We start from the raw sequence: 18251 nt of genomic DNA, 5'->3' as shown, positions 1-18251 counted from the left end.
AAAAAGCGATAGCTTTACGGAAAATCAGGCTTCCAGAGGCTCCGGCGAGGTTTAGAAGGTTTTCAAACAGAACCTAAGCCAGCAAAACAGTTACCTCAGCTACCGAGTGTGGTGAGGATGAGGGCTCGGATATTCGACAAACGAATTTCTACGAAGAGGGGAAAAGCCAGCTGCTTTCCGCACTATCACTTGATTAAATGCTGGCTCACGAATCAAATAGCTTTCCATGACGCGTTCATCACTGCCATCCCAGAGATTAACGATTTCTGTTCCCGCCTTCAGTCCTCTAAAGTTTTTTACATACACTCCAAATACGTGCGGCGTTGATGCCCTCCCTTCCCGCCTAGCTGTTCTTCGAGCATAACTCCAAGCCAGATTATAGCGTTGCGTAAAGTAAAACCCGTCCCCGTGATTAGTATAAGGATTTGACATCGGCTCAACGCTCACTTCCAATGAGCTTTGATGCGTTAGCGTACTACCGTGATACCCCACAAAATCATAACCTTGGGGCACATCTTGGGGCACATCTTGGGACACATGTCGGGGCGCATATCGGGGTGCATATTGGGGCACATATCGAGGTGAATTTTGGGGCGCATATCGGGTTGTGTATCGGGGCACATATCGGGGCGCATATCGGGTTGTGTATCGGGGCACATATCGGGGCGCATACCGGTTCATGTGCTTTGGCATTGGAGCATGCCCGCTCGGATCTTTTGTATTTATTGGATCTCCTTTGCAGTAACCATATGGATTCAATCCACCGTGCTCGAACGGACTTGCACTGTCCGGCGAACTAAATCGAATTAGTGTAGGGTTGAATAGTCGATAGCCGTTTCCAAGTAGGTAACTACGGGTGCAAGGATCTAGTCGCTCGCCATTGAAACCGAGCAGACTCGATGACCGAGGAGCGTAACCATAAGGTGAGTAAGAGAAGGCACCAGGCCGCGACATGCCACGCAATGTGTCAATTAATTTTCCCGGCGTATGTATCATGATAATTTCCCGCTTTACGCTTCAAGCAAGATATTCATGACTGACAGTAAAAATTTCTACTGGCAAAAATGCTAGGTTGCAAAACACTCAAAGTTTGTCGAGTACAGAGCCCAAGCCGCTGGCTGATCTGTCCAACTTCTCGGGGACTGTCCAGAACGTGGGAGCAGCGGTACGCCGCTCCCACGTGGCCACCGGGTTTACATTACTTGCGGGCCTTGAGCACTACGAACTTCGGCGTCGCCGCCACTTGCTCCACACCTCTGAACAACCGCGCCAGCTTGCTGTGATAGCCCAGGTGCCGGTTGCCGACGATGTACAACGCGCCCCCCACCTCCAGCGCCTCCCGCGCCTGCTGGAACATGCGCCAGGCGAGGAAATCGCCGACCACCTGCTGCTGGTGGAACGGCGGGTTGCACAGCACCACGTCCAGCGACTGTTTCTCAAACCCTGCCAGGCCATCCGCCGCCTGGATCAGCACGTCACGCTCGCCCAGCGCGGCCTGCCAGTTGTCACGGGCCGATTGCACTGCCATGTACGACTCGTCCACCAGGGTGTACTGCGCATCAGGGTTTGCCAGGGCGCTGGCGATGGCCAGTACGCCGTTGCCGCACCCCAGGTCCGCCACCCGGGCGCGGCCCAGGTCGCGTGGCAGGTGCGGCAGGAAGGCGCGGGTGCCGATGTCCAGGCCTTCGCGGCAGAATACGTTGGCGTGGTTGACCAGCTCCAGTGCCGGTGTGTCGAGGCGATAGCGGCTGGGGTAGGGGGACTGGGCGAGCGGGCGCTCGGCGACGGTGGCGGTGAGCAGGCGTGCTTTCTTCTGGGCCAGCGAGGCCTGGACCGGGCCGATGTATTTTTCCATCAGGTCGCCGGCCGCACGGGGCAGGTGCTTGATCATGGCGCCGGCAATCACTTGGGCGCCGGGGGCCAGGTGGCCCTGCAGGCGGATCAGTTGCTCTTCGAGCAGGGCCAGGGTTTTCGGCACACGCACCAACACACGATCGAATGGCCCTTGCCAGTGATCACTGGCGGGTACGAAAGGCACGGCATCGAACGGCTTGCCATTGCCTGCCAGGTTCTTCTCCAACGCCATGCGCGCCAGGTGCGAGTCGCCGCTGCTGGTAACGTCCAGCGTGCCGGCCAGGCTGGCGGCCAGGGCGCCAAAGCTGTCGTTGAGCACCAGCACCCGGCTGCCAGCGGCCGGCGCCTGTGCAGCCAGGTGCTCCAGCAGGTACTGGTCGGCGGCGTCGAAGGCCAGCAGCGGGTCATTGGCCTGTTCCGGCTGGCGGATCAGGTCGAGGTCGGCGAAGGGGCTGTTGAACAGGGGCATGGGTACGGCTCGGCGCGGATCTGGCCGTCGCGGCGTGCGACGGGCTTGAGGTGCGCGATTCTACAGGGCTTTACACTTCGAGGGGGGTTACAGCAGGCCTTGGCGGAAGACATTGACGATGGCTGCCACTTTGTTGCTGCTGTTGGTCTTGGCGATGACGCTGCGGATGTGAAAGTTTACCGTGCTGGTGGATAGCGAAAGGATCTTGGCGACATCCTCGGCTATCTTGCCTTCGGATGACCACTTCATGACTTCCAGTTCACGTTTGCTCAGTGGCGGGTAGTGCCCCTCGCTGGCCATGTGCTGTTCGCTCACGGCGGCATGAAGCACCTGGCACAGCCACATGATGTGTGCGCCGTTCTCATAGAGTTCGTCTGGGCGAATCTCGCCGACTCGTCGGGCGACGTGCAGCTGGCTTTCGTTGTGCAGTTGATCGAACAACGATTGCGTCCAGCCATGGCGCAGGCCATGGCCGCAGGCCGCCTCGCGCAACTGGGGCATCTCTTTGAACAGCTCGTCGCTCCACAACAGCGGCAGGGTGGTCTTGCGGCATTCGCAGGAAGCCGGATCGCTGGCAATGAACTGCTGTACGTAAGTCTGGTGCCATTCGTCCGGATAGTTGCTCCGGAAACACACTTCGGGGGCTTTACCTGCGAAATGCATGTGGGTCGACAGGCCGACGAACTCCAAACCGAGTGCCTGCACCATCTCGACCGCGTGGAGGAACAATCTGTCGGGGTCGTGCTCCCCCAGCAACTGCTGAAGCTGTTCGCTGTGCCACAGTGACATTGATGGAGCTCCTGAAATCCGATGGATCCAATGACCGGACTGCACGGGCCAAGTGTAGGAAAAGTCCTCGTTCCGTGCTGGGTTTTTTTGCTATAGCTGTCACGCTTCTTGCGCAACTTTTTGTCAGCCAGAAGCGATGCCCTACAAACCGGTGGTGTTTATCCCCGGCGCTTTGCGAGACACTTGGCGCATCTGATTTATGGAGCCCGTCATGACCGCCAGCGCCGACAAGTTCACCCGCCAGACCCTGCTCGATGTTCAGCCCCTGACGCCGAACCTGTTCAGCCTGCGGGTCAGCCGTGACCCGGGCTTTCGCTTCCGCTCCGGGCAGTTCGCTCGCCTGGGCGTGACCAAGGCCGATGGCAGCGTGGTGTGGCGCGCCTACTCGATGGTCAGCGCCCCGCACGACGAATTCCTCGACTTCTTTTCCATCGTGGTGCCCGGTGGTGAGTTCACCAGCGAGCTCAGCCGGCTGGGCGCGGGCGACACCTTGCTGATCGACCGCCAGGCGTTCGGCTACCTGACCCTCGACCGCTTCATCGGGGGCCGTGACCTGTGGCTGCTGGCCACCGGCACCGGGATCGCACCGTTCATGTCGATCCTGCAGGACTTCGAGGCCTGGGAGCGTTTCGACAACATCAAGCTGGTGTACTCGGTGCGCGAGGCGAAGGAGCTGGCCTATGTGGAGGAGATCGCCGGGCTTGAGCAACGCGACTACCTGGCCGAGTTCGCCGGCAAGTTGCAGTTCATTCCGGTGGTGACCCGAGAGACGCACCCGGGGGCGTTGAATGCGCGGATCACCACGCTGATCGAGAACGGCGAGCTCGAGCGGGCGGCCGGGTTGGAACTGTCCACCGAGCATTCGCGGATCATGCTGTGCGGCAACCCGGACATGATCGATGAGACGCGCAAGGTGCTCAAAGCGCGTGACTTGCAATTGAGCCTGAGCAAGCGGCCCGGCCAGGTCGCGGTGGAGAACTATTGGTAGCTGCGAGATTCAAGCTGCAAGCTTCAAGTGGGAGTGCAGCGCGTGTTGGCCCACACCGCTTGCAGCTTGCAGCTTGCAGTTCTATTTCTGATTTTGGGCCTTGAGCAGGTCGCGGATCTCGGTCAGCAGCGTCTCTTCGGCGCTCGGTACCGGTGGTGCGCTCGGCGCCACGGCCTCTTCGCGCTTGAGGCGGTTGATCGCCTTCACGCCCATGAAGATGGCGAAAGCGACGATGATGAAGTCGAGGATGGTCTGGATGAACTTGCCGTAGGCCAGCATCACGGCCGGTACGTCACCCTCGGCAGCCTTGAGGGTAATGGCCAGGTCACTGAAGTCCACGCCGCCGATCAGCAGGCCGATGGGGGGCATGATCACGTCGCCGACGAACGACGAGACAATCTTGCCGAAGGCGGCGCCGATGATGATACCGACGGCCATGTCCACGACATTTCCTTTGACGGCGAAGGCCTTGAACTCACTGAGCATGCCCATGTTCGATTTCCTTGTAACAAATGGTGAGGTAGACGCAGTGTAAGCCACTAAAACGCTTCATGCGTGGCAATCAGGGCTACTGACTGCGGTTAGAACGAATAGTTTTGTCGCCTTTCGACGCGTTCGGGACACGTCCGGCTTCGGCTATCATGGCGGTTTTTTCCAGGAGACTGTGCCCATGGCCAAGGCCAAGCGTTTGTATGGCTGCACCGAATGTGGCGCGACCTTCCCCAAATGGGCCGGCCAGTGCGGCGAGTGCGGTGCCTGGAACACCCTGGTCGAGACCATGATCGAAAGCGGTGGCGCGGCGGCCCCCAGCGGCCGTGCCGGCTGGGCCGGGCAGCAGGCGCAGATCAAGACCCTCGCCGAGGTCAGCGTCGAAGAGATCCCGCGCTTCACCACCAGCAGCACCGAGCTTGACCGCGTACTCGGCGGCGGCTTGGTCGATGGTTCAGTGGTGTTGATCGGTGGCGACCCGGGCATCGGCAAATCGACCATCCTGCTGCAAACCCTGTGCAACATCGCCACGCAGATGCCGGCGTTGTACGTCACCGGCGAAGAGTCGCAGCAGCAGGTGGCCATGCGTTCGCGGCGCCTGGGCCTGCCCCAGGACCAGCTCAAGGTGATGACCGAAACCTGCATCGAGGCGATCATCGCCACGGCCCGCCAGGAAAAGCCGCGGGTGATGGTGATCGACTCGATCCAGACCATCTTCACCGAACAGCTGCAATCGGCGCCGGGCGGCGTGGCCCAGGTGCGCGAAAGCGCGGCGCTGCTGGTGCGCTATGCCAAGCAGAGCGGCACGGCGATCTTCCTGGTCGGCCACGTTACCAAGGAAGGTTCGCTGGCCGGCCCGCGTGTGCTGGAGCACATGGTCGACACCGTGCTGTATTTCGAGGGCGAGTCGGACGGGCGCCTGCGCCTGCTGCGGGCGGTGAAGAACCGCTTCGGCGCCGTCAACGAGCTGGGCGTGTTCGGCATGACCGATCGCGGTCTGAAGGAAGTCTCCAACCCTTCGGCAATCTTCCTCAACCGCACCCAGGACGAGGTGCCCGGCAGTGTGGTGATGGCCACCTGGGAAGGTACGCGGCCGATGTTGGTGGAGGTGCAGGCACTGGTCGACGACAGCCACCTGGCCAACCCACGGCGAGTGACCCTGGGCCTGGACCAGAACCGGCTGGCCATGCTGTTGGCGGTACTGCACCGTCACGGCAGCATCCCCACCCATGACCAGGACGTGTTCCTCAACGTGGTCGGCGGGGTCAAGGTGCTGGAGACCGCCTCTGACCTGGCGTTGCTGGCGGCGGTGATGTCGAGCCTGCGCAACCGGCCGCTGACCCACGGCCTGCTGGTGTTCGGCGAGATCGGCCTGTCTGGCGAGGTTCGCCCGGTACCCAGCGGCCAGGAGCGCCTCAAAGAAGCCGCCAAGCATGGCTTCAAGCGCGCCATCGTGCCCAAGGGCAATGCGCCAAAAGAGGCGCCGCCGGGGCTTGAGGTGATTGCCGTGACCCGTCTGGAACAGGCCTTGGATGCCTTGTTCGAGTAGTCGTCTTCTTGCAAGTGATTCTCAATAGCTAGTAGCATGCCGCCACCTTGCGACCATCGTATGGAGTGCGTGTGGCGGAGTTCGACCTCAAGCGGCTGTTCCTCAAGCACGCGAAAAACCTGCAGGCCATGCTTTCGCGCAAGGTGCGCGACCCGCAGCTGGCCGCCGACCTGGTGCAGGACAGTTTCCTGCGCCTGGCCGAGCAGCAGCAGGCCGACCGCATCGACAATGCCCAGGCCTACCTGTACCGAACGGCCCATAACCTGATGGTCGATCATGTGCGCCAGCAGCAGCGGCGCAAGACCGATCTGGTCCCCCACGAAGCGCTGGAAGGCATCATCGAGGACGGCCCCGGGCTCGACGAGCAGGCGGCCCGCATCCAGCACCTGCGCCGCTTGCAGGCGATCCTCGAGGCGTTGCCCGAACGTACCCGGCAGGTGTTTCGCCTCAATCGCCTGGAGGGCATGACCCACGCCGAAGTCGCGCGTCACCTGGGTATTTCCGACAGCTCCGTGCAGAAGCATCTGGCCAAGGCCCTGGCCTATGTGATGCAGTGCCTGCAGGAAGCCGAATGACCAACGGTTTACTGACAAACGCCGCTTCAGACGTCAGCCCAGACATAACCAGATCGCGAGAGAACCGTGTGAGCAGCCAGAACGAGCAAGCCATCCGCGAGCAGGCCGCCGAGTGGGTGGTGCTGCAAGGCGCCGGCCCCCTGAGCAGTGTGCAGCAGCAGGCGCTGGAGCAGTGGTGCGCGAGTGACCCGCGCCACGCCCAGGCCTTCGCCTTCGCGCAGGCAACCTGGAGCGACCTGGGGCAGCTGGCGGGCCTTGCACCCGCTGCCGCGCCGCGCCGCGCGCCGCCGCCAGCTCGCAGTTTGCGCACGCCTGGTCGGCGCAGGGTTTCGCGGGTACGGCGGGCCGTGGCCTGTAGCGCGCTGGTGCTGCTGGCGATCCTTGGCCTCGAGCAGGGGCCCGGCCTGCTGCTGGACTGGCGCGCGGACTATGTCACCGGCGCTGGCGAGGTGCGTCGGGTGACCTTGCCCGATGGCAGCCTGGTCGATCTCGACAGCCGCAGCGCCTTGCAGCTGGCTTTCGATGGCCAGCAGCGGCGGGTGCGTTTGCTGGCTGGCGATGCGGTGTTCAGCGCAGCACCGGTCACGGCCGCCGAACCGCGGCCGTTCGTGGTCGATTATGCCGGTGCCAGCACGCAGGCCCTGGGCACGCGGTTCGTGGTCGGCATGGCGGGCGAGGGCGGTTGGGTCGGCATGCTCGAACACAGTGTCGAAGTGAAGCTGCAAGCAGCGCCGGCACAAGGCCTGACCAGCCAGCTGTTGCAGCAGGGCCAGGCGCTGCGCTACGACCAGGCCCATGGCGTCCGGCTGTGGCCAGGGCGCGACCTGCAACGGGCCACCGACTGGCAGCGTGGGGTGCTGGTGTTCGAGCGCCAGCCGCTGGCCGAGGTGGTCGAGCGGCTCAATCGCTACCGTGACGGGCGCCTGCTGGTGGTCGACTCGGCCCTGGCGCAGCGTCAGGTCAGTGGCGTGTTTCGCCTCGACAACCTCGAGGCGGCAGCCGATGTGCTCACTGCCGAACTCAAGGCCGAACGCCTGCAGTTGCCGGGTTTGACGCTGATCTATTGAGCCGCTGAAAAAAACTTTCAATTCGCGTTACTGAGTTTTCCTGTGCCGCACGTCTGATTGTTGAGATTGATTTTCATTACTAGAAATCGCCAACAGAAGACGAGACGCGCAGTGAGCACGCAACCCCTACCACCACGTCGGCCCCTGAGCCGCATCGCCCTGGCCGGCAGCCTGGCCATCGGCGCCTTGAGCCTGCCGATGGGGATCGGTCTGGCCCAGGCCGCCACGTCGCCGAACAGCACAAGCCGCAGCCTGGTGCAGTTCGACATTCCCGCCCAGCCCCTGGACAGCGCCGTGCTGGCCTATGCCGAACAGTCCGGCGTGCAGGTGTTCTACGACAGCCGCAAGCTGGTCGGCCTGTACAGCGAAGGGCTGCGCGGTGGCTACAGCGTGGAAGAAGGCCTGCGCCTGCTGCTGCGCAACATGCCGGTGCGCTACCACTTCAGCGCTGCCGGCCAGGTGGGCCTGGAGCGACTGGAAGAGTCCGGTGTGGCCATGGAACTGGGCGTCACCCAGGTCGAGTCCAGCCGTGACGGTGACTGGGTGTACCAGGCGCCACGTTCGGCCAGCGTGATCACCCGTGATCAGATCGACAAGCGCCCGCCGCGCCACGCCGCCGACATGCTCGAGCAGACCGCCGGGGTGTACACCGCGGTCAACCAGCGCGACCCTGGCCTGTCGGTGAACATTCGCGGCGTGCAGGACTACGGCCGGGTCAACATGAACATCGACGGCATGCGCCAGAATTTCAGTGTCAACGGCCACCAGCAACGCAACGGCACGATGTACATCGACCCGGAGTTCGTCAGCAACGTCGAGATCGAGAAGGGCAGCCAGTCCGGCATGGGCGGCGCGGGTGTGCTCGGCGGCATCGCCAGCTTCAACACCCTGCAAGCCGCCGAGTTCCTCGGCCCGGGCAAGGAGATGGGTGGCCGGATTCGGGCCGGGCACGGTATCGGTGAGCTGGGCAACGGCACCTATTTCAACGGCAGTGGCGTCTTCGCCTTCGGCAACGACGTGGGCGACCTGCTGCTGGGCATGAGCGAGCGGCACTTCGGCAACTACCGCGCCGGCACCAACAACAAGGACAACCTGGGCACCGAGATGCGCCTGCGCAAGTTGTTCCCGCGGGCCTGGGACAACTGGATCGAGTCCGAAGTCGGCGACATGGGCACGGTGACCCGCTCGAACCTGATCAAGGTGGGCCTGAACCTGCCCGAAGACCAGCGCCTGCAACTGAGCTACATGGAAACCGACACCGACAGCAAGGACGCCTGGACCTGGCTGGCCTCCGACCTCAATTCGTTCTATTACCGGCGCACCGCCAGCAGCGACATCAACGCGAAGAACGTCGGGCTCGACTACAGCTACTCGCCGGACAACGACCTGATCGACTTCAAGGCCAAGCTGTATTTCGTCACCACCCGCCAGGACCGCTGGAACAACAGCAACACGGCCAGCGTCGGCAGCGGCAACTTCTACGCCGACTACAACGATCACTTCCAGACCGACACCTGGGGCCTGCAGGCGCAGAACACCTCGCGCTTCTATTTCGGCCAGAGCAACCTGCTGAGCTTCAACTACGGCACCGAACTGTTCCTGGATACCTTCAAGCCGAGCAGCGAGCGCATCCCCGCGCCGAGTGAACGGGACAACCCCTTCATTGCCGGTGCCGACCCGGAAGGCAAGCGAGCCATGGGCAGCCTGTTCGGCAACCTGTCGTTCGAACATGACGGCTGGCTGACCCTGGACGCCGGCCTGCGTTACGACCGCTACCGCCTGACCGGCAAGACCGGGTTCACCACCTGGGCCTACCCGGTCGGCGTCACCGGTGTGGACGTGCCGCGTGAACGCACCGAGTTTGCCTATGACGTCGAGCGTGAGGAGGGGCGCTTCTCGCCGACCTTCGGCATCGGCGTCAAACCGGGGCTGGACTGGTTGCAGCTCTACACCCGCTGGGGCCGCGGCTGGCGCCCACCCGCGGTGACCGAGGCGTTCATGAGCGGCAAACCGCACGGGGGTGGCAACGAACTGGTGTACCCCAACCCATTCCTCAAGCCCGAGCAGTCGCACAACTGGGAGGCCGGTTTCAACATCTTCAAGGAGTCGCTGTTTCGCGACGGTGACCGCCTCGGCGTGAAGGTGGCGTATTTCGATACGCGCATCGAGAACTTCTCGTACCTCGACTACAGCGTTGACCTGCCCGGCACCGATATCACCGGGCTGTCGCTGGGCAACAGCGCCTACACCAACAACCTCGAAGGCACCAACTTCCGTGGTGTGGAGTACTCGCTCGACTACGACAACGGCCGTTTCTACACCCAGCTCAGCTACACCCACATGATTGGCAGCAACGAGTTCTGCTCCAAGCAGCTGTACATGGGCGGCGGTGTGCAGCGCAACGACGCCGGCATGATAGACACGGTGATCGACTTCGGTGGCTTCCCGCTCCCGGTGACCCTGCCGGCCTACAACTTCAGCGAAGGCCAGGCGATCAATGACCAGGTCAGCTGTGGCGAGATCATGGGCAATGCCGCCTACATGCCGTCCGACCGTGGCGCGTTGACCACCGGCCTGCGTTTTTTCGACAACACCCTCGATGTCGGCGCCCGCCTGCGCTACAGCGCGGGCCGGGGCGAGCACCTCAACAGCCAGGGCTACGGCAACCTGGAGAAGGCCCGCTGGCCGGAATACAAAGTTTACGACCTGTATGCCAGCTACTGGGCAACCCCGCAGCTGAACATCGCCCTGTCGTTGGAAAACGTCACCGACGAGGCCTACTTCGTGGCCATGGGCGATGCCAACAACCTGTCCCTGGCCCGTGGCCGGACCCTCTCCGGCATGCTCGAGTACCGTTTCTGATTCACCAGGTTCGCCCACTGTCGGGCAACACGAAGGCGTTTAACGCCTTCGCTCTCAACTGCAACGCAACGAGGAAATGCAATGACTCTGTCCGTTACCTACGCGGCTTCTTTTGCCAACTACACCGTTGACCAGTACCTCTCGGCCTGGGCCACCGGTTTCAAGACCGCCGCGCACAACGCCAGCAACACCGGCGGCTTCAACGAGGGCGGCACCGATGGCAGCCAGTACGCCATTCGTGGCACCAACGGTTCGAACTTCGCCGTGATCGCCGAAAGCGATACCCCGACCGGCCTGCACTATGTCTGGAACTCGTCGCTGCCGGCCGGCGACAACCAGAACCACTACCTGTACGGCGAACTGGACACCGTGACCCTCGGCAACACCCTGCTGCGTGATGCCAGCGGCAACTACAGCGTGCAGTCGCTGGCCGTGAGCTTCGACGGCCTGGACCTGAACGCCGCCCAAGGTGCCGGCCGTGCAGGCAACGACGTGCACAACGTGATCTACAACCTGATGCAGGGCAAGACCGCCGGCCTGGAAACCGTGCTGGACAACCTGCTGGCCGACTACGGCGTGTCTACCAACAACACCTTCGCCCAGATCAACACCGCCCTGGCGGCTGGCCCGGTCGCGGCCTCGGCCGAAGCCGTTGGCGTGCAGGCGCTGCCGGAAGACCTGGCCCTGGCGGCCTGAGCGCAGGCATGAAAAAGCGAATGGAAGGTCACCCCGCCATTCGCTGATCTGATGCATTTACCCCGCAGCCCGTGTCTTTGCCGGGCCCAGGCTGCGGTGGTGCGAATTCTGTGGCGTCGACGGGCACAAAGCAATCGCCGGTCGGCGCACCCTGTGAGGTTTCCAACGAATGCGAACCGCTCCCGCCGCGGCCAACGAAGTGCTGCAGGCGCTCAAGGCCTGCCGTGCCGGCCTCGCCAACGTCGCCCTGTTCACGGCGGTGATCAACCTGCTGATGCTGGCGCCGGCGCTGTACATGCTGCAGGTGTATGACCGGGTCCTGTCGTCGCGCAACGAGATGACGCTGCTCATGCTCAGCCTGCTGGTGCTGGGGCTGTTCGCCTTCATGGGCGTGCTGGAGTGGCTGCGCAGCCAGGTGGTGGTGCGCCTGGGCACGCGGATGGACATGGGCCTCAACCCGCGGGTGTTCGACGCCGCCCATGCGGCCAGCCTGGCGGGGCACAAGGGCGCGGCCGGGCAGATGCTCGCCGACCTGACCAGCCTGCGCCAGTTCGCCACCGGCCAGGCGCTGTACGCCTTCTTCGACGCACCCTGGTTCCCGGTGTACCTGCTGGTGATTTTCATGTTCAGCCCGTGGCTGGGCCTGATGGCGCTGGTAGGCGCGGTGTTGCTGACAGTGCTGGCCTGGGTCAACGAACGCCTGACCAAGGCCCCGTTCGCCGAAGCGGGCGAGCTGTCCCAGCAGGCTGGCCTCGAGGCCAGCGCCAACCTGCGCAATGCCGAGGTGATCGAAGCCATGGGCATGCTGGGCGCGGTGCGCCAGCGCTGGGCGCGCCTGCACCATGGTTTCCTGGCCCGACAGAACCTGGGCAGCGAGCGCACCGCGGCCGTCAGCGCGGTGTCCAAGACCGTGCGCCTGGCCTTGCAGTCGCTGGTGCTGGGGCTGGGCGCCTGGCTTGCGATCGAGCAGTTGATCACCCCCGGCATGATGATCGCCGGCTCCATCCTCATGGCCCGGGTGCTGGCGCCGATCGACCAGTTGATCGGCGCCTGGCGCCAATGGAGCGGTGCCCGCCAGGCCTACCTGCGCCTGAGCGAGCTGTTGCGCACGCAACCGCCACGCCCGGCGGGCATGCCCCTGCCGGCGCCGCAGGGCAGGCTAACGGTGGAGCAAGTAGGCACGCTGCAGCCGGGCAGCAACCGGCCTTGTCTGAACAACCTGGGCTTCGACCTGGCCGCCGGCGAGTCGCTGGGCATCATCGGCCCGTCGGGGTCGGGCAAGTCGACCCTGTCCCGTTTGTTGGTGGGTGCTGCCACGCCGTCTACCGGCAAGGTGCGTCTGGACGGTGCCGACCTGCGGGTGTGGGAGCGCCAGGCGCTGGGCCGGCACATTGGCTACCTGCCGCAGGATGTGCAGCTGTTCGCCGGCAGCATTGCCGACAATATCGCCCGCCTGGGCCCGGTGGACGCCCAGCAGGTGGTGGCCGCCGCGCAGATGGCCGGTGTTCACGAGATGATCCTCAAGCTGCCGGCTGCCTATGACACGGTGCTGGGCGAGGGCGGCAGCGGGCTGTCCGGTGGCCAGCGCCAGCGCATTGGCCTGGCCCGCGCGCTGTACGGGTTGCCGGCGTTGATCGTGCTCGACGAGCCCAACTCGAACCTCGATGAGGCCGGTGAGCAGGCGCTGCTCGAGGCCGTCGGCAAGCTGCGAGCGCACAAGCGCACGTTGATCCTGATCACCCACAAGTCGTCGTTGCTGGCGGGCCTGGACAATCTGCTGATGTTGCAGAACGGCCAGCTGCAAGCCTACGGGCCGACCGCCCGCGTGCTGCAGGACCTGCAACGCGCTGCCCGCCCGGCGCCGGTCGCCGCCGCCCCCGCCACACGCCCGCCCTTTGGCCTGAGCGCCAGCTTCGGCCAGCCAAGAGCCTGACTTCATGACCGTACATGCCGTTTTCAACCGCAAGACCGATGTGCCCGCCGACCCCGACAACGTGCTCAGCCTCAGCGAACATCGCCCCGCTCGGGTGGGGCGCTGGCTGGTGCTGGCCGGCTTTGGCGGCTTCCTGCTGTGGGCTGCGCTGGCGCCGCTGGACAAAGGCGTGCCGGTGACCGGCAACGTGGTGGTGGCCGGCAGCAAGCAGGCGGTGCAACACCCCACCGGCGGGGTGATCGAGCAACTGCTGGTGCGCGATGGCGAACCGGTCAGCGCCGGCCAGGTGCTGCTGCGCATGGACCCGACCCAGGCCCAGGCCCAGGTCGGTTCGCTGCGGGTGCAGTACGTCAACGCCCGCGCCGGTGAGGCGCGGTTGCTGGCCGAGCGTGACGGTGCGCAGGGCCTGGCGTTCCCCGAGGATCTGCAGGCCGAGGCCGGCACGCCGTGGGTGGCGGCGGCCCTGGAGGGGCAACGCCAGCTGCGGGGCAGCCGTGCCCGCGCATTGGACATGGAGCTTGGTGGCATGCGCGAAGGCATCGCCGGCGCCGAAGCGTCGTTGCAGGGCTTGCAGGGTTCGCTGGCCAGCAAGCAGGCCCAGCGCGAGGCCCTCGACGAGCAACTGCGTGGCCTGCGCGACCTGGCCCGGGATGGCTACATCCCCCGTAACCGGCTGCTCGACAATGAACGGCTGCTGGCCCAGGTCAACGGCTCGATCGCCGAGGACCTGGGCTCGATCGGCCGTACCCGGCGCCAGGTGCTGGAGCTCAAGCTGCGCATCGGCCAGCGCCAGCAGGAGTTCCAGAACGAGGTGCGTCAGCAGTTGGCCGAACTGCAAGCCAGCGCCGAGGACCTGGGCAATCGCCTGCGCAGCGCCGAGTTCGAGCTGGCCCACACCCAGGTGCGCGCCCCGGTGGCCGGCACGGTGGTGGGGTTGAGTGTGTTCACCAATGGCGGGGTGATCGCCCGTGGTCAGCAGTTGATGGAAATCGTGCCGGCCGGTGCGCCGCTGCTGGTCGATGCCCGGGCCCCGGTGGAGATGGTCGACCGCCTGCGCCCGGGGCTGCCGGTGGAGCTGATGTTCGCCGCCTTCAACCAGAGCACCACGCCCAGGGTGGAGGGGGAAGTGAGCCTGGTGTCGGCCGATCGGCTGGTCGATGAAAAGACCCAGCACCCCTACTACCAGGTGCGCATCAAGGTCAGCGAGCAGGGCCTGCAGCAGTTGGCGGGGCTGGACATTCGCCCGGGCATGCCGGTGGAGGCCTTCGTGCGCACCGGTGAGCGTTCGCTGCTCAACTACCTGTTCAAACCGTTGGCCGACCGGGTGCATGTCGCCCTGGCGGAGGAGTGATGCGGATGCCGTTGTTTGCCCGCCTTGCCCTGCCCATGCTGATCGCTGCCAGCCTGCCGGCGCAGGCGCTTGACCTGGGCGATGCCTATGCCCTGGCCCTGCGTAACGACCCGGCCTGGCAGGGGGCGATCGCCGAGCGCGCCGCCGGCGTGGAGAACCTGGCGATCGGCCGTGCCGGCCTGCTGCCCAAGCTGTCCTACCGCTACAACCGCGCCCGCAACGACTCCGAGGTGACCCAGCGCAGCCCGTTCGGCAACGTCACCACCCAGCGCGACTACCGCAGCTACAGCTCGACGTTGACCCTGGAGCAACCGCTGTTCGACTACGCCGCCTGGAGTGCCTACCGCCAGGGCGTGGCCCAGGCGGCGCTGGCCGACGAGCGCTTGCGCGGGCGCGGCCAGGAGCTGGTGGTGCGCCTGTTCCAGGCCTACAGCGAGGCGTTGTTCGCCAACGAACAGATCGGCCTGGCCCAGGCCCAGCGGCGCACCTATGCCGAGCAGCTGACACTCAATGAACGCTTGCTCAAGGGCGGCGAGGGGACCCGCACCGACCTGCTGGAAACCCGCGCCCGCTACGAGCTGGCCCAGGCCCAGGAGATCGAGGCCGGTGATAACCTCGATGCCGCGCTGCAGGCGCTGCAGGCGATCATCGGCGAGCCTGTGACGGTCGAGGACCTGGCGCCGCTGGCGGCGCGTTTCACGGTCCAGCCACTGATACCGGCACGCTTCGAGCCCTGGCGCGACCTGGCCGTGGCCCACAACGCCGAGCTGGCCAGCCAGCGCCATGGCCTGGAGGTGGCCGAACATAACGTCGAGCGCCAGCGCGCCGGGCACCTGCCGTCATTGAGTGCCTATGCCAGCAGCGGCGTTTCCAGCTCCAGCTCCGAAAGCAGCTACAACCAGCGCTACGACACCGACAGCATCGGCCTGCAACTGAGCATGCCGCTGTTTGCTGGCGGCGGGGTGTCGGCCTCTGTGCGCCAGGCGCAGGCCCAGCGCAATGCCGCGGGTTTCGAACTCGACGCCCAGTTGCGCGACACCGTCAATCAGTTGCGCCGGCAGTTCAATCTGTGTGCCAGCAGCACGGCGAAGATCCGTGCCTATGACCTGGCGGTGAACGCGGCGGGCGCGCTGGTGGAAGCCACGCGCAAGAGCGTGGCGGGCGGCGAGCGGGTCAACCTGGATGTGCTGGATGCCGAGCAGCAGCTCTACAGCGCTCGCCGTGACCTGGCGCAGGCGCGCTACGACTACCTGCGGGCGTGGCTGAAACTGCGCTACCTGGCGGGGGTGCTGGATGCCGGGGACCTGAATGCGCTGAACGGCTACTTCGCCGCCCACGGCTGATCGACAGCCACAAAAAAGGGGAGCCGACGATGCGCGTCGGCTCCCCTGCGTGATCGCCTCATTCAGCGATCAGTGCTCGGCAACGGCCTTGCGCCTGGGCGCTTCGTTGCCATGCTCGTCCAGCTCCATGACCGGCACTTCGTTGCCCTCGGCATCGAACAGCTTGCCATCCTTGAAGTAGTCGCCATCGCGCAGGCACGAGATGTCCGAGTACTGGATGGTGCGCTCGTAGGCTGCGGCGAACACCGACTGGTTTTCCGAGTTGCCGGTGGTGAAGTGGTTGAACATCAGGTTGAGCAGGATGGCCATGATCGCCGCCGAGCTGATGCCGGAGTGGAAGATGGTTTCGAACCAGCTCGGGAAGTTGTGGTAGAAGTTCGGCGCGGCGATCGGGATCATGCCGAAGCCCAGCGAGGCGGCGACGATGATCAGGTTGACGTTGTTCTTGTAGTTGACCTTCGACAGGGTGCGGATACCACTGGCGGCCACGGTACCGAACAGCACGATGCCGGCGCCGCCGAGGACCGGGGTGGGGACCGCGGCGATGATGCGGCCCATGATCGGCAGCAGGCCGAGCACCACCAGGATCACACCGCCGGTGGCGACCACGTAGCGGCTCTTGACCCCGGTCACGGCCACCAGGCCCACGTTCTGGGCGAAGGCGCTCTGGGTGAACGAACCGAAGATCGGCGCCAGGATGCTCGATGCCATGTCGGCGCGCAGGCCGTTGCCCAGGCGTTTGGAGTCGACCTTGGTGTCGATGATTTCACCGACCGCGAGGATGTCGGCCGAGGTCTCGACCAGGGTCACCATGATCACGATGCACATCGACAGGATCGCGGCGATGTGGAAGGTCGGCATGCCGAAGTGGAAGGGGGTGGGGAAGGCGAAGATCGGGCCTTCGGTGACCTTGCTGAAGTCGGTCATGCCCAGTGCCCAGGCGATCAGGGTGCCTGCCACCATGGCCAGCAGGATCGACAGCCGCGAGATGGTCGCGCTGCCCAGCTTGCTCAGCAACAGGACGATGGCGAAGGTCAGCGCCGCCAGGCCAATGTTGGCCACGCTGCCGAACTCCGGCGAAGCGCTGTTGCCGCCCATCACCCAGCGCGCCGCGACGGGCATCAGGGTGAGGCCGATGGTGGTGATGACGATACCGGTCACCAGCGGCGGGAAGAACTTGGTGATGCGCGAGAACACCGGGGTGATCAGGAAACCGATCAGCGAGGCGGCCATGACCGCACCCAGCACCGCTGGCAAACCCCCGCCGCCCTGGCTGCCGAGAATAGCCCCCATGGTCGCCACACCGGCAAACGAAACGCCCTGCACCAAGGGCAGCTGGCAACCGAAGAACGGCAGGCCGAGGGTTTGCAGCAGCGTCGCCAGCCCCCCCGCGAACAACGAAGCCGCGATCAGCAGGCCGATTTCGGCGGGGGCCAGGCCAGCCGCCTGGCCGAGGATCAGCGGTACCGCGACGATCCCGCCATACATGGTCAGAACGTGCTGCAGGCCGTAGGCCAGGTTGGCGCCAAGCCCGAGGTTTTCATCCTCTGGGCGTTGGGTGGGAGACGTGCTAGGGGACGTAGTCATGGAGCAGGCTCTCAGCATTTATTGTTGTGGCACTACTGTAGACAGCATGTGGATTCGATTGCCATCAAAATTGTATACAATATTTTGATCCTGACGCGCACAGCCGTGCCTCCAGGGTGCGCCTTTTCTGGATGCAGAATGCGTTCCAACTCGTTAAATGCTGAAGTAGATGGGTGTGTACAAGGTCGAATGGGGCCCGCACAAAGCTGTCTGGGTAGACAGGAAACACTCTCTGTTCGATTTGTTAGCAGGCTAAGAGATTTTATTATTCGATCAATTCACGCAGCTCGCGCATCATTTCGGTGCTGTCGGCCACGTTCAATTCCACCAAACGGTGCAGATGGGTCATCGAATCGACGTCGATATAGAGGCAGATGAAGCCCAGGCGCTTCGATTCCTCATGGCGTAACTCGACCTGCATCTGCACGTGGTTGTGCGCGTCGAGGTGGATGATCGCGTCGAAATCCTGAGAGGGGTCGGCATCCCAAGGGGTGGGGCGCTCGATCAACAGGCCCTTGAGTGAAAGGTCGAGCAACTTGACAGGCCAGCGCCGGTCGCCCTGGCGAAGTTCGGTGGGGGCGTCGAAGTCGATGCGTTGGAAACGGCGGCGTTCGTCGTGATCGCTCATGGAAGGTTCTCCGCTGTACAGCCTGACTATAGTTATTGAGTTGCGTACGGCATTACCAATTGGTCGTAGAG

At 64.2% G+C, this 18251-nt stretch carries 15 protein-coding genes; 9 read left to right on the top strand and 6 right to left on the bottom strand.

The window, feature by feature from the left end; all coding sequences use genetic code 11:
• Positions 1-99 precede the first annotated feature (99 nt).
• The 3 genes from L6D77_RS27445 to L6D77_RS02775 all read right to left on the bottom strand — a co-directional run bounded on the left by L6D77_RS27445 (position 100) and on the right by L6D77_RS02775 (position 3112).
• Complete coding sequence (locus tag L6D77_RS27445) at positions 100-954, bottom strand: RHS repeat-associated core domain-containing protein (protein ID WP_373870563.1); 855 nt, start codon at positions 952-954, stop codon at positions 100-102.
• Between the two features lie 244 nt (positions 955-1198).
• A complete protein-coding gene (locus tag L6D77_RS02780) occupies positions 1199-2323 on the bottom strand; it encodes a methyltransferase (RefSeq protein ID WP_232881875.1) in 1125 nt (374 codons plus the stop codon).
• 87 nt (positions 2324-2410) lie between these two features.
• Entirely contained in the window at positions 2411-3112 is a 702-nt protein-coding gene (locus L6D77_RS02775) for an autoinducer binding domain-containing protein (protein WP_232881877.1), read from the bottom strand.
• A 211-nt stretch (positions 3113-3323) separates the two neighbouring features.
• Between L6D77_RS02775 and L6D77_RS02770 the strand changes: the two genes are divergently transcribed.
• On the top strand, positions 3324-4100 hold the full coding sequence (locus tag L6D77_RS02770; RefSeq protein ID WP_232881879.1) for a ferredoxin--NADP reductase: 777 nt from the start codon (positions 3324-3326) through the stop codon (positions 4098-4100).
• A gap of 81 nt (positions 4101-4181) precedes the next feature.
• Here the strand turns inward: L6D77_RS02770 and mscL are convergent, their stop codons facing one another.
• A complete protein-coding gene (mscL, locus tag L6D77_RS02765) occupies positions 4182-4592 on the bottom strand; it encodes a large-conductance mechanosensitive channel protein MscL (RefSeq protein WP_232881881.1) in 411 nt (136 codons plus the stop codon).
• A 178-nt stretch (positions 4593-4770) separates the two neighbouring features.
• On the opposite strand from mscL, the gene radA reads away from it, so the two are divergent.
• The 8 genes from radA to L6D77_RS02725 all read left to right on the top strand — a co-directional run bounded on the left by radA (position 4771) and on the right by L6D77_RS02725 (position 15965).
• Positions 4771-6138, top strand: a complete 1368-nt coding sequence (gene radA, locus L6D77_RS02760; RefSeq protein ID WP_232881894.1) for a DNA repair protein RadA — start codon at positions 4771-4773, stop codon at positions 6136-6138.
• 71 nt (positions 6139-6209) lie between these two features.
• On the top strand, positions 6210-6713 hold the full coding sequence (locus L6D77_RS02755) for an RNA polymerase sigma factor (RefSeq protein ID WP_232881897.1): 504 nt from the start codon (positions 6210-6212) through the stop codon (positions 6711-6713).
• A 68-nt stretch (positions 6714-6781) separates the two neighbouring features.
• Positions 6782-7780, top strand: coding sequence for a FecR family protein (locus L6D77_RS02750; RefSeq protein ID WP_232881898.1), 999 nt, complete (start codon positions 6782-6784; stop codon positions 7778-7780).
• 198 nt (positions 7781-7978) lie between these two features.
• The gene (locus tag L6D77_RS02745) at positions 7979-10642 is read left to right on the top strand and encodes a TonB-dependent receptor (RefSeq protein ID WP_232882127.1); all 2664 of its coding nucleotides are present in this window, start codon (positions 7979-7981) and stop codon (positions 10640-10642) included.
• A gap of 81 nt (positions 10643-10723) precedes the next feature.
• A complete protein-coding gene (locus L6D77_RS02740; protein WP_232881900.1) occupies positions 10724-11338 on the top strand; it encodes a heme acquisition protein HasA in 615 nt (204 codons plus the stop codon).
• A gap of 169 nt (positions 11339-11507) precedes the next feature.
• Complete coding sequence (locus L6D77_RS02735) at positions 11508-13271, top strand: type I secretion system permease/ATPase (protein WP_232881902.1); 1764 nt, start codon at positions 11508-11510, stop codon at positions 13269-13271.
• A gap of 4 nt (positions 13272-13275) precedes the next feature.
• Positions 13276-14622: an HlyD family type I secretion periplasmic adaptor subunit gene (locus L6D77_RS02730; protein ID WP_232881904.1), complete on the top strand. Its 1347-nt coding sequence runs from the start codon at positions 13276-13278 to the stop codon at positions 14620-14622.
• A 5-nt stretch (positions 14623-14627) separates the two neighbouring features.
• The gene (locus L6D77_RS02725; RefSeq protein WP_232881906.1) at positions 14628-15965 is read left to right on the top strand and encodes a TolC family outer membrane protein; all 1338 of its coding nucleotides are present in this window, start codon (positions 14628-14630) and stop codon (positions 15963-15965) included.
• Positions 15966-16034: 69 nt separating this feature from the next.
• Here L6D77_RS02725 and L6D77_RS02720 read toward each other — a convergent pair whose 3' ends face one another.
• Together L6D77_RS02720 and L6D77_RS02715 are read right to left on the bottom strand one after the other, a co-directional pair.
• Positions 16035-17552, bottom strand: a complete 1518-nt coding sequence (locus L6D77_RS02720) for a nucleobase:cation symporter-2 family protein (RefSeq protein ID WP_232881908.1) — start codon at positions 17550-17552, stop codon at positions 16035-16037.
• Between the two features lie 265 nt (positions 17553-17817).
• The gene (locus L6D77_RS02715) at positions 17818-18180 is read right to left on the bottom strand and encodes a PilZ domain-containing protein (RefSeq protein WP_232881921.1); all 363 of its coding nucleotides are present in this window, start codon (positions 18178-18180) and stop codon (positions 17818-17820) included.
• Between the last annotated feature and the right edge of the window lie 71 nt (positions 18181-18251).

Origin of the sequence: Pseudomonas parasichuanensis (assembly GCF_021601385.1) — a bacterium.
GTDB lineage: Bacteria > Pseudomonadota > Gammaproteobacteria > Pseudomonadales > Pseudomonadaceae > Aquipseudomonas > Aquipseudomonas parasichuanensis.
This window is presented reverse-complemented; position numbering and strand designations above follow the sequence as displayed.